At 39.0% G+C, this 13,031-nt stretch carries 11 protein-coding genes and 1 pseudogene; 3 read left to right on the top strand and 9 right to left on the bottom strand.

Annotation, left to right across the window (positions count from 1 at the left end; all coding sequences use genetic code 11):
• Positions 1-53: 53 nt before the first annotated feature.
• From M2R48_RS03935 to M2R48_RS03910, 6 genes are all read right to left on the bottom strand, one after another.
• The gene (locus tag M2R48_RS03935; RefSeq protein WP_262085165.1) at positions 54-608 is read right to left on the bottom strand and encodes a TetR/AcrR family transcriptional regulator; all 555 of its coding nucleotides are present in this window, start codon (positions 606-608) and stop codon (positions 54-56) included.
• Between the two features lie 641 nt (positions 609-1,249).
• Positions 1,250-1,741 carry a flavin reductase gene (locus M2R48_RS03930; protein WP_262085163.1) on the bottom strand — a complete coding sequence of 164 codons (492 nt, stop codon included), beginning with the start codon at positions 1,739-1,741 and terminating at the stop codon, positions 1,250-1,252.
• 195 nt (positions 1,742-1,936) lie between these two features.
• Complete coding sequence (locus M2R48_RS03925; protein ID WP_004819267.1) at positions 1,937-2,965, bottom strand: methionine synthase; 1,029 nt, start codon at positions 2,963-2,965, stop codon at positions 1,937-1,939.
• A 28-nt stretch (positions 2,966-2,993) separates the two neighbouring features.
• The gene (locus M2R48_RS03920; RefSeq protein WP_034610135.1) at positions 2,994-3,971 is read right to left on the bottom strand and encodes a DUF1852 domain-containing protein; all 978 of its coding nucleotides are present in this window, start codon (positions 3,969-3,971) and stop codon (positions 2,994-2,996) included.
• Between the two features lie 570 nt (positions 3,972-4,541).
• On the bottom strand, positions 4,542-4,799 hold the full coding sequence (locus M2R48_RS03915; protein WP_234622516.1) for a Txe/YoeB family addiction module toxin: 258 nt from the start codon (positions 4,797-4,799) through the stop codon (positions 4,542-4,544).
• Complete coding sequence (locus M2R48_RS03910) at positions 4,796-5,050, bottom strand: type II toxin-antitoxin system Phd/YefM family antitoxin (RefSeq protein ID WP_234622515.1); 255 nt, start codon at positions 5,048-5,050, stop codon at positions 4,796-4,798. The genes M2R48_RS03915 and M2R48_RS03910 overlap by 4 nt, the downstream gene beginning before the upstream one ends.
• 677 nt (positions 5,051-5,727) lie before the next feature.
• Here M2R48_RS03910 and M2R48_RS03905 point away from each other — a divergent pair.
• From M2R48_RS03905 to rluB, 3 genes and pseudogenes are all read left to right on the top strand, one after another.
• Positions 5,728-6,519 (top strand): segregation and condensation protein A, encoded by a 792-nt coding sequence (locus M2R48_RS03905; RefSeq protein ID WP_262085162.1) that lies wholly within the window; start codon positions 5,728-5,730, stop codon positions 6,517-6,519.
• A complete protein-coding gene (gene scpB / locus M2R48_RS03900; protein WP_004722881.1) occupies positions 6,516-7,106 on the top strand; it encodes an SMC-Scp complex subunit ScpB in 591 nt (196 codons plus the stop codon). The genes M2R48_RS03905 and scpB overlap by 4 nt, the downstream gene beginning before the upstream one ends.
• 41 nt (positions 7,107-7,147) lie before the next feature.
• Positions 7,148-8,035 (top strand): annotated as a pseudogene (rluB, locus tag M2R48_RS03895) (23S rRNA pseudouridine(2605) synthase RluB); the annotation flags it as partial.
• A gap of 1,151 nt (positions 8,036-9,186) precedes the next feature.
• Here the strand turns inward: rluB and M2R48_RS03890 are convergent.
• The 3 genes from M2R48_RS03890 to M2R48_RS03880 are packed head-to-tail and all read right to left on the bottom strand — an operon-like array spanning position 9,187 to position 13,021.
• Positions 9,187-10,923 (bottom strand): ABC transporter ATP-binding protein, encoded by a 1,737-nt coding sequence (locus tag M2R48_RS03890; protein ID WP_262085160.1) that lies wholly within the window; start codon positions 10,921-10,923, stop codon positions 9,187-9,189.
• An 11-nt stretch (positions 10,924-10,934) separates the two neighbouring features.
• The gene (locus M2R48_RS03885; RefSeq protein WP_096733280.1) at positions 10,935-12,074 is read right to left on the bottom strand and encodes an ABC transporter permease; all 1,140 of its coding nucleotides are present in this window, start codon (positions 12,072-12,074) and stop codon (positions 10,935-10,937) included.
• 8 nt (positions 12,075-12,082) lie between these two features.
• Positions 12,083-13,021, bottom strand: a complete 939-nt coding sequence (locus M2R48_RS03880) for an ABC transporter permease (protein ID WP_004722891.1) — start codon at positions 13,019-13,021, stop codon at positions 12,083-12,085.
• Positions 13,022-13,031: the final 10 nt, after the last annotated feature.

Genomic DNA, 13,031 nt, shown 5'->3' with positions numbered 1-13,031 from the left:
TACACAATACAAGATTATTTAGAGATCCCTATCGCCAAGCCCCCCAAACAACACTACCCCAACCCATCCAAAAAACACCCCACCAACCTCTCCCGATCATTCACACTGTTTTCACCCTGAAGCTGAACCATTGCCCCATCAATCACAAACAAGAACATATGTGCATCTTGTTTTGAGGCATTTATATTACTGGTTAAAAGCAATTTATAAATTTCATCAATCAGCCAGTGCCGATACTCAACCACGATCTGATAGGCATTCGGATAACACCTTTTTATTTCAAAAATTGCCTTAAATAACAAATGGTACAGCCCTTCTACATTGGCGTGTAGAAAGAAAATTCGCTTAAGCTTTTCATAAACAGTAAAGTCTCTCTGTCTATAAATCAACGCAAATACTTCTTCTTTCAATGCGTCTTTTTGAAAGGTTAAACTCCTTTCAATCAAACGTTCTTTAGAATGAAAGTATTTATAAAACGTGGCTTTAGTGATTTTGGCAGACTCACTAATACGGTTAACCCCAACATGATGAAAACCGTATGTGTTGAAGAGGTTTCGTGAGGTGTCGAGCACCCTTAAAGCCCGAAATGAAATATATAAATTTGACATATATTTTCCATATAAAATATTTTTTGTTCTAATGAAATAAAACCACTCTCAATCTTGTTATAAACAAAGAAGCATCAAAGGCTTCAAAAGGTAAGCAGAGTGTATCTCAAGTTTTATTGTTGATATTTTTTAGGTATAACCAACCAATGCCTAAAAGCCCAAAGGCTGTTAAACCGTGCTAAATACTAATCTGAAGGTGTACGAATAAAATACATGGCCAACTCCTGAACAATTCAAAATTCTGCCAATGTATAAAAATTATGGTGGCAGAACGAAAGAAGGTTGACAGACTGGTTCGACCCCAGCACACCCGAAGGTGTCCCTCTCCCGCCCTACCGCAACGAGAGGGGACGAGAAGTTTACATGCAAAACTATCCCTCAGATGGAATAATTCTGATGCAGTCGAAAAACGGTCTGTCAAAACCGACTGGCAATGTAGGCCAGCCAGCAAAGAATAATCGGAGATTTTTCGGGTGTCAATGTTGTATTTTGCGTAAAACATTAAAATTATTATTATTTTTCAAGCAATTAATAATTGATTATGATTATATTAAACCAGCGTATTTGATCAATTCAACCGATCAACACGCCTTATTATTTTTAGTTCTGGCATAAGATGCAAAGCCAAAAGCAAACTGGCTTTAAGCAACCTCGGTCTGCCCAACATGATGATAAGAACGATTAAAATAAACCAAGCTTTGATCATGTTCACTTTTTTGAATTGCCACAATACGACAAATAAAAATCGTATGTGTTCCAACTTCTTGAATTTGCTCAATTTCGCAATCAAAATTCACCAAAGCATCATCTAAAACCGGTGCGCCAGTTTCTAATTCTGTCCAAACGCCATGTTTAAATCGTTCTTCTGGGCTTAATTTAGACGAAAACGCTTTAGAAATATGCTGATGATGTGCGCTTAAAACATTTACAGTTAAAATTTTATTTTCAACAAAATGCACATGCGAACTCGCCGCTTTATTCATACAGACCAATAAAGTCGGAGGCGAATCCGTCACACTACATACGGCAGACGCAGTAAATCCGTAACGACCAGACAAACCTGTCGTGGTAATGACACTGACTGCACTGGTCAACAAAGACATTGCATTTCTAAAGTCTGTTGCTTCAATCATTTCATTGTTCCTAAATTGAACCGTACTTTTTTAGATTTAGCATTACCCTGCTATTCCGTCATGTAGGCACTGCATCTGGATGAGTTTCTCAGTAGAACTGATGTTCTCTAAATTGTGATTAGGGTTTCCCGTTGAGTCTTGGATATCCATTCACCCAAACAGGTCACCCTTTTTACACCACAATATCGTTGAATACTAGCGGCTAAGTTCTTTACGAACGATTTCTGCACCAGCACTTAAGGCATTAAGTTTGCCTCTTGCAACTTCACGAGATAAAGGAGCCATACCACAGTTAGTCGATGGATAAAGCTTATCTGCATCTACAAACTGAAGTGCTTTTCGTAATGTGTTGGCAACTTCTTCTGCTGTCTCAATGGTATTGGTTGCCACATCAATAGCACCAACCATTACTTTCTTACCACGGATCAATTCGATCAGATCCATTGGCACACGAGAGTTTTGGCATTCTAAAGACACGATATCAATTTTAGATTGTTGAAGTTTAGGGAATGCTTCTTCATATTGACGCCATTCTGAACCTAAAGTCTTTTTCCAATCTGTATTGGCTTTGATGCCGTAGCCATAGCAAATATGCACCGCAGTTTCACATTTAAGCCCTTCAAGCGCTCTTTCTAAAGTCGCAACCCCCCAGTCGTTGACTTCATCAAAAAACACATTAAATGCAGGTTCATCAAATTGGATAATATCCACACCCGCAGCTTCTAACTCTTTGGCTTCTTCATTGAGGATTTTGGCAAATTCCCAAGCAAGTTTTTCACGGCTTTTATAGTGCGCATCATACAGCGTATCAATCATGGTCATTGGACCAGGCAACGCCCATTTAATCGGCTGATTGGTTTGTTGACGTAAAAACTTGGCATCATCAACAAAAACAGGCTTTTGACGAGACACAGCACCGACAACAGTTGGTACGCTTGCATCATAGCGATTACGAATGCGTACAGTCTCACGTTTCTCAAAATCAACACCGTTGAGATGTTCAATAAACGTGGTGACAAAGTGTTGGCGGGTTTGTTCGCCATCACTGACAATATCGATCCCAGCGTGTTGTTGCTCTTGCAATGACAAGCGTAAAGCATCTTGTTTGCCTTCAATTAATTGCTCATCTTGTAATTTCCAAGGTGACCAAAGTTTTTCAGGCTCGGCAAGCCAAGAAGGTTTTGGTAGGCTGCCAGCAGTTGAAGTCGGTAATAATATTTTCATAATCAATAATCTTGTCTATCTAGGTAAATTAAGCAACGTAATTTGCAGACCACTGCTCAAGGATATGTTTGTATGGCTTGATGAACTGCTCTTCAGTAAATTTGCCTTGCTTAATCGCCAACTGACCACGCTCTTCTCGGTCATACACAATACGAGTAAGTGAATAATCCTGATGCTTTAAACTTGGTTGGTAAGATTTACCTGCCACAGAATTCGCGTTGTAAATCTCAGGGCGGTAAATCTTTTGGAAAGTTTCCATGGTACTGATAGTCCCGATCAACTCAAGGTTAGTGTAATCACTCAACAAATCACCACGGAAGTAAAATGCTAAAGGCGCAACACTATTTGGCGGCATAAAATAGCGAACCTGCAAACCCATTTTTCCGAAGTATTCATCTGTTAATGAGTATTCATCTTGTAGATATTCAACACCCAATACTGGATGCACATTTGCAGTACGGTGATACACCTTGCTACTTGAAACACTAAGACAAATCACAGGTGACTTTTTAAAGTTTTCTTTATACGCATTTGAATTTACAAATGCGTTGAAAATCTTCCCATGAAGCTCACCATAGTTTTCTGGTAGGCTAAATTGATCTTTATTTTTATTATGTTCTAACAGCAATACACTAAAATCATAATCACGCACATAAGAAGAAAAATTGTTGCCCACAATACCTTCAATACGTTGATTATTTTTGTGATCAACAATATTGGTTTTCAATATTTCAATCGTAGGGAAAGTCTCACCGTTGCCTTCGATATCAATATCAACTGAAATGATTTCTAGCTCAACAGAATAACGATCTGCTTCAGGATTATCCCAATGCGCTAAGGCATTAAAACGATTGTCAATCATCGTTAGGGTATTACGCAAATTGTCATGGCGACTCTCACCTCTTGCTAAATTGGCAAAGTTGGTTGTGATACGCGTATTATTAGAGGGATGATAGTTTTCGTCGAAACTAATGCTCTTAATCGTAAATGTAAAATCTTTACTCATGATGATCTGATACCCTAATTTCTGAAATAAACCTGAATTTTTTTCATGCTCTTTCTGAACCATCCAATTTATCTTTGGATCTATCCAGTCAATAGTATTTCCCGTATTTTCTGACTTGTACTTGGTCGCTCAATTCAGAATCAACGATAATCTTGTCTATCGTGAAGCGCTTGGTGTAATTTATACCGCAATCCGTACATGAATAAAAATGATATAATTTCACAAAAAAGTGAACCAAATTCATGTTTAGGGATGAGTAACATGAATAAATGGATTGTGAGGCTGGGATGTTTGATCAAAACTCAATAGATGAGTGACCAAAAATGCTGTTAAAAGTGTATATAAACAAATTGATGTGATTGCTAATATGTTGCGCCGTATTGTGTTGGTTGCTATTTGGCTTTTTTCTTGGCTTAGTGAATTAAGAAGAAATGAAGATCGAAAGTATTATTTTGATTGATCATTTAACTTTTTCTATTGTGGGGCTGTTGGGTAAAAGTCACCTATTCAAAGATTTTAATAACTTCAAATTTTCATATGCTGTCACACATTTTTTTATTAATTTTACAGTTAACTATAATGATAGCGACACATCGCAATGATAATTGAATCTGATGTAACCTTATAAACGATGCGATTTTCTTGATCAATACGCCTTGACCAATAGCCTGCTAAATCATGTTTGAGCGGTTCAGGTTTACCAATTCCATCAAAGGGTGAACGTTTAATGTCTTTAATCAATGCATTAATTCTTTTTAGTGTTTGCTTATCTGTAGATTGCCAGTATAGGTAATCATCCCAAGCTTGATCACTCCAACTTAGAATCATTCTTCAATCAGCTCTCGATTCATTGTTTTACCTGCTTCAATCTGGGCAATTGAGTCACGCAATCTCTTTGCATTCGCAGGGCTTTTAAGAAGATGTGCTGTTTCTTCATAGGCATTAAAATCATCTAAGCTAATCAATACAGCCGTTTGATTGTTCTGTCTAGTAATCAATACAGGAGAATGATCATCGATGACCCCATCCAGTACAGTTGCTAAGTTCTTTCGGAGATCAGAATAAGTTACAACTTTCATTGCCGCCCCTTTTATTTTGAGTACAATTTATTGTACTTATTTTAGTATGTGGTTATAAATTATTCAATCTATTCAGCAACTACTTTATTTGTATTTTGAACAAATTCACCACACAGTCCAAACAAAAATAAGAGGGGAGGTTTATATAAGACTATGCAACTTATCTTTGGTTAATTTATTTCATATTTATAGTCTTAAACGCTTTCGCTGAGATGTTTATACGCCATCCATTTATATCCAAAATCAACTAAATAACATCGTAATATTTTGGGCAAAATTATAATTTTAAGCATGTAATAATAGAGTCAGTATCATTTTGCAAAGAATCGATTGAAAGTAAAAAAATCTAACAATTCAAACCCACCCAGTATATAAAGTTGATCCACTTCACATTATGCGATTAAAAAATGGATAAATCTTTCCTTAAAAATATATAAAAATTTACAATAAAAATGAGTAACTTAGTCGAGTTCAATCATTACAAAACGAAATATTCCCTATTTATTTTCAGGTTTTTTTATGGTTTTTATAATTAAACAATGTATTCCTCTTAACTTTTCCATTAAAATAAGCCAAATATCTTTTTGTAATTCGTCACCACCCTCTCCTATTGTACCTATTGAGTGGTAACACGAATAAAACATGCCTTTGAAAATTCGCGTGGCTAATAAACTGTAATGACTCAAGCAACTCAGCATCCTATGGAATCCATTTCCAACATCCGTGTATTGGATGAATGGCAAGAAGAAATTCCAGAGGATTTATATATTCCTCCTGCTGCATTCGAAATTCTGCTTGAACATTTCGAAGGACCACTCGACTTTTTAATTTATCTGATTCAAAAAAATGGTTTCGATCTTTTACAGTTAGATATTGCCCCGATTGCAACACAATACTTGTCTTATATGGACGGTATGAAATCGTTAAATATCGAGTTAACCGCTGACTATATGGTAATGGCAGCATTATTGGCAGATTTAAAATCTCGCTTGTTATTGCCAAAACCCAAAACCATTCATATTGAAAAAGATCCAAAACAGGAATTAATCGATCGCTTAGAAACCTATTTACGGATTAAAAAAGCAGCTGAACGTTTAGGCCAGATGCCTGTTTTAGACCGAGATACTTTTGCGACCCATGTTGCGATTGGTCATATTCCAAAAGTGTATGAAGGTTATGACGTTGAGATGCTAAAAGATGCCTTGTATTGCATTTTTAACCGCCCTGAACCCATAACCCATAAGATTGAACAAGAACCTGTATTACTTGAAGAACGCATTGCTTATATCGAATATATGATTGAATCTGGAGAAGTTCTCAGTTTCCAAGAATTACTCAAGCCAAACCAAGGTCGAATGGGCATGGTGGTTACATTTATGGCAATCTTGGAGCTGTCCCGTCAGCAAAAAGTCCAAATTATTTCTTCTGGTGTTGAGGCCCCGCTTGCAATTCAAGGAGCAACGGCATGACCATTGATCAAAATAATGCCTTTAATGTTGATGAATTACATCACGAAGTTCTGATGCAACTTGAAGCGATTATCTTTGCAAGTGATGCCCCTGTATCGCTTGCTCGCTTAAAAGAAGCATTTCAAAATCAGTATTCTAAACAACAGTTGCAACAGTATTTACAGCAATTGTCTGTGTTACAACATGGTCGTTCAATCGAACTTGTCGAAACAGCTCAAGGTTATCGTTTTCAAGTGCGGGCAAAATACCGCAACGTGATTGCGCAAGTTTGGCCAGATCGACCAACTCGATTATCGCCGTCACTGTTAGAAACAGTTGCAGTGATCGCTTATCATCAGCCAGTAACCCGTGCTGATATTGAGCAAATACGAGGGGTTACAAATAATAGTCAAATACTCAGGACTTTGTTTGATTGGAACTGGATTAAAGAATCTGGTTACCGAGAACTCCCAGGTAGACCCGCGTTGTTAGTGACAACGCCACAATTTTTAAATGCTTTTGGTCTAGTGTCTTTAGATCAATTGCCTCCCCTACAGGATGCCAAGGAAGCTTTTATGATTTTGGATGCGCAAGCTGCCAAGTCTTAAATAGGTGCACTGTTGATGATTATTTCTAAGGTTATGCTGTCATGAGTGAAAAATTGCAAAAGGTACTCGCACGAGTGGGTTTGGGCTCTCGCCGTTATATGGAAGAGGTCATTGCCGCTGGTCGTGTAAGTGTCAATGGGCAGGTTGCTCAAGTGGGCGAACGTATTGAACCAGGTGATGAGCTTCGCATCGATGGTCGTAAAGTTCAGTTCCAAATTGAAGACGAAATTCGTCGTCGTGTATTGATTTACTACAAACCTGAAGGTGAAATCTGTTCTCGTAATGATCCAGAATCTCGCCCGACTGTGTTTGATCACTTACCCCCGATTTCCAATGACCGTTGGGTGATGGTGGGTCGTCTAGATATCAACTCAACAGGTTTATTACTTTTTACAAATGATGGTGAACTTGCCAATCGTTTAATGCATCCCTCAAATGAAATCGAACGTGAATATGCAGTTCGAGTCATGGGTGAAGTAACGCCTCAACTCAAAAACAACATGACAAATGGCGTTGTTTTAGATGATGGTCCAGCAAAATTTGAATCTTTCTCTGAAATTGGTGGTGAAGGGATCAATCGCTGGTACCAAGTCGTTGTAAAAGAAGGTCGTAACCGTGAGGTTCGCCGTATTTTTGAATCACAAGGTCTAAAAGTAAGTCGCTTGCTCCGTACTCGTTACGGTACTGTGATTTTGCCTCGTGAACTTCGTACAGGTCGTTGGATGGAACTTGATAAAACTGATATCGATAATTTAACCAAAGCTGTTGAACTGAAACCACGTCAAGGTACAGGTTTATTTGGTATGGCAAAACGTCGTACTGAACGTATGCAAGACAAACCTATGGCTGCGCGTCGTGGTGGATTCCTGCGTCAACAACGTCGTGATAGTGAAGGTGAAGAAGCTCACAACCATCAAAATGATCGTCGTGATGCTCAGCCAAGTGCAAACCAATATGGTCAAAACCGTACTGACAATCGCAATGAACGCTCTGAAAACCGCTTTAATAAAGCACGTTCTGGTGGCAACAGCTACAACAATGACCGTACGGACAACCGTGGTAATAGTTTTAATAGCAACCGTTCTGAAAACCGTTATGGCAATCAACAAAACCGTAATCGTTCAGAAGGCCGTTATAATCCAAACGAGCGTCTAGATCGTTCAGATCGCCAAGAACGTAGTGAACAACCTGAAAAGAAAAAACCGTTTGTTGTGACAAAAGGTTTTAAAAAGTTCTGAGTTCTAAATAGACTTAAAGAGCAAAAGCCACTATTTTTAAATAGTGGCTTTTTTTTGTTTAAACTATGCGCTACATCATGCATTAAGGTTTAAATATATTACTGTAGGCTATGCCTCAGCTTGTGCTGTAAACAAAACAGTGTAAAACCCTTTAAGCAATATGATCTTAATATGGTAATAACAATATGAATAAAAAATACCTGATCCTCATTCCCTTATTTCTTATCTGGTTTATTGCGTCTATATCGATAGCATATCAAGGGCTGTTTTATTCAGAGTATCTGATCAATTTTCTTAGAAAGAAACCACAGGATTATGGTTACCCACTTTTTCAGGTTGTCATTTTATGCTCAATTTATGGCCTATGGATGTGGAGCTATGCCTATTTACTTTGCTCAGAAACAGCCATTCGCAGACCATTTCTTAGCTATACAGTCTGTTCAATCTTACCGATTGTTATTCCAGTCTATGGTGTAATAATACTGATTTACTCACCACCTGATATAATCACTTTTATTCTAATCAGTTGTGCAACCAGCCTATTTCATTTTTTATTACTGCCTATTCTTATGCCTATCTATCGCAAGTATATTTATCCTAAACAAAACGCATCAGTTTAATCTTGTTATATATCAATAAAAATACTCCTTACGCTACTACAACAGTAGCTCTCCCACTTAGAAAAAGAGGGAGAGCTAGCTGAGACTAAATTAATTAACTTTAGTAATACAAAACCCCCTCCTTTTTCAAAGGTGAGAAGTATCAACTTCGCAAAGAGGAAGATTTAAAATCCTTAACGGACTGGCAGCAACTAAATCCAGCAGCTCTCACATAGCAAAAATCTAGACAACCTGTCTGGTTCCTTGTGGAATTGAACTCAGTAAGCGTTTGGTATAGTCATGTTGTGGTGATTGATATAACTCATCCGAATTGGCGATTTCAACAATATCACCATGGTTCATCACCATAATTTGATCCGAAATATATTTCACCACAGATAAATCATGTGAAATAAAAATATAACTTAAGCCAAATTCATCTTGCAGATCTTGAAGTAAGTTTAGGACTTGTGCTTGAACCGATACATCAAGTGCCGATACCGATTCATCACAGATTAAAATTTCAGGTTTTAAGGTTAAACAGCGTGCTATTGCAATACGTTGACGTTGCCCCCCAGAAAACTCATGCGGATAACGATCAAAGGCTTGCGCAGGTAAGCTTACTCTTTCCAGTAATTCTAAAGCCATCTTTTTACGTTCATTATCATTTACACCAATTTTATGAACTTGCATCGGCTCCATCAAAATTTGCCCCACGGTAAAACGCGGATTAAGTGAAGCATAGGGATTCTGAAAGATGATCTGAATCTTACGTTGATACTGGGCAAACTCTTTTTCAGACATTGCCAAAATATCTTTACCTTGAAATAAAGCTTGGCCGCCAGAAGCTTGCTGCAAACGCATCAACAATAAACCAATGGTGGTTTTACCTGAGCCAGACTCCCCAACGAGCCCTAAAGTCTTCCCTTTCGCCAGTTGGAAAGATGCCCCTTTGACTGCCTGAAATTCATCTTTGCCAAATAGCCCTTTACGGCTAAAAAATGATTTTTTTAAATCACGCACATCTAAAATAATTTCTTCACCGCCAACTAGGCCGCGCTTGCGCTCCGCAAAATCCACCTCAGGCAAACTCACTGCCTCAGTCACTGGCACATCTTGGGCTTGCATAAAATCACTAATGACTGGTAAGCGATATGGACGATGCGAAAGTTGCGGACGGCATAATAATAATGCTTTGGTATAGGCATCTTGTGGCTGTTCTAAAACAGCTTTTGCTAAACCTTGTTCACGAATTTCACCATGACGCATCACAATCACTTCATCGGCAATTTCACTCACCAATGCCAAGTCATGGGTAATAAACAACATCGACATTTGACGGCGCTTACGTAAAGCCTCCAACAAATCCAATATTTGTTTTTGGATGGTGACATCTAATGCTGTGGTCGGCTCATCAGCAATCAGTAATTTGGGTTCACAGGCGATTGCCATGGCAATCATGACCCGTTGCTGTTGACCACCAGACAGTTGACTGGGGTAAGCATCAATCTTGCTTTCAGGGGATGGAATCCCCACTTCAGTGAGCAATTCTAAAGTACGTTGTCGTGCTTGTTTACGCCCCATATTTAAATGAATACGCATAATTTCAGCAATTTGATCACCCACTGTAAACACAGGATTAAGTGATGACATCGGTTCCTGAAAAATCATAGCAATGTCTTTACCACACATTGCACGCATTTGTTTACTGCTTAAACTGAGTAAGTCTTTGCCTTCAAAAATAATTTTACTGTTTTCAGCAATACGAGATTGACCTTTGGGTAATAAACCCATGGTTGCCAATGAAGTTACGGATTTGCCACTGCCAGATTCGCCAACCAAGGCCACAGTGGTATTGGCAGGAATCTGAAATGAAATACCTTTTACGGTTTCAATAAATTGCTTATTTTCACCCTTAAAACTCACACTCAGATTTTCAACACTGAGTAGCACAGGAGGTGTCGCTTGTTGTTCTGACATCTTTAAGCTCCTTATTTTAGTTTAGGGTCTAATGCATCACGCAATGCATCTGTAAACATTGAAAATGCGGTCACAAGCACGGCCATGGCTACTGAGGCTGCCACCAATTGCCACCATTTACCTAAAATCAGCTCACTTTGCGCTTCATTCAACATACTGCCCCATGACACCACCCCCACAGGTACACCAAAGCCCAAGAAGCTTAAAATCACTTCAGACTTAATAAATGCAACCACCAAGATCGACATCTGAACCAAAGCAATATGGCTTACATTAGGGAAAATATGCACAAACATCCGTCGGGTATTACTGACACCAATTGCTTTGGCTGCCAGCACATACTCGCGTGAATTATGTTTCATATATTCAGCACGAATTAAACGAAATACCCCAGTCCAACCTGTTAATCCAAGAATTAAAACAATGGAAAGAATGCCTTTTTGTTGCAATACAGCGGCAATCGCCAATACCAACAATAGATAAGGTATCGAGGTAAAAATGTTATAAAACCAGTTTAGAACATCATCAACCCAACCACCAAAGTAACCAGCAATTGCCCCTAAGAATGTGCCGATTACCACGGCCAATAACGCCGAGACCAAGCCCACAATAATTGACGTTTCTGCGCCTTTAATGGTTTTTAGTACAACATCCTGTCCCCATTTATCCGCACCAAAAGGCAAGGTTTGTTTGAGTTCACTTTGCTGATCAAGTAAGTGCCCACCCAATTGCTGATCAATGGCTTTCATATCTTCTGCAAGCGGATCTTGAATACCGTAGTAGTCAATCGCGCCACCTGAAGCTTGTTCTGTTGCAATTTCAGTATTTAACTCCTTGATCACATCTTTTAAAGGGTCAACAGGATTTTCAGGTAAAGCTTCTACAGTTGCGGCTTTTTTTGCAGAATCTTGCGTATTCTGATCTGCCCCGATAAATGTAGGTGGCGCATAACTCACGGCTACTTCTTTATTCCAATTTGATGCAATCACACCCGTCATGGAGAGTACCAATATGATGAAATAACACAGCAACACCAATAACGACAGCATAGCAATACGATCTGCTTTTAAACGTCGCATCGCCAATCGCCATAAACCGGGAGAAGTCTGTTGTTCTTGGGCGTCTACTTTTTTCGATAAAATTCCGAGCATCATCCCACCTACTTCAACTGTACGCGTGGATCAACCACTTTATAAATCAAATCAGCGATCAGGTTAAAAATCATGGTCGCAGCGGCAACATAGACCGTGATTGCCTTAATCACTGGAAAGTCGCTTCGTTCTACTGCAATAATGACTTCTCGCCCAATCCCCGGAATACCAAAAAATCGCTCAATTAAAAATGCCCCAATCAATAACGCTGGCAGGCTCGACATCACATCGGTAATAATCGGAATAGATGCATTACGCAGCACATGTACGCCTAAAATACGTCCCTCACCGACCCCTTTTGCCCGTGCAGTACGGACATAGTCCTGATTGACTTCATCCAAGACAAAGCTACGGTATAGACGTAAAGTCGGTGCAATACTCACCACCAACATGATTAAGATTGGCAGCAGTGCGTATTGCAATAGGTTTTCACTGAGACTATCGCTCCAACCTTGTACAGGGAACCATCCCAGCTTATAGGCAAGACCGTACTGAAATACGATGATATAGACCAAAATACTGATCGACATCCCAATGGTACATAACAACATCACCATACGATCCGTCAACGAACCACGTACTGAAGCAACAGCCAAAGCCAGAATGATTGAAATCACGGTTTGTAAAATTGTCAGTGGAATGATGATGGTCAGCGATGGACCTAAACGGGTCAGGATAATGTTTGAAACTGATTCCCCGGTACTCCAGCTATTGCCATAATCAAAAGTCAGGATTTGCTTAATAAAAATCCACAATTGAACGTAATATGGTTGATCTACCCCAAGTTGCTGACGAATATTTTCAATCTGTTCAGGGTTTGCCATTTTTCCAGCAAGGATATAAGCAGGATCTCCGCCCACCCAGTTAAATAGAAAGAAAATCAGCAACACGACTCCCAACATGGTCGGAATCATTTGCCATATACGGCGCGTGATATATGCCAGCATAGTTCTAATT

The sequence above is a fragment of the Acinetobacter sp. I-MWF genome (assembly GCF_025433935.1).
Lineage (GTDB): Bacteria > Pseudomonadota > Gammaproteobacteria > Pseudomonadales > Moraxellaceae > Acinetobacter > Acinetobacter guillouiae.
Note: the sequence above shows the minus strand (reverse complement) of the source record. Positions and strands in the feature narration are given on the sequence as shown.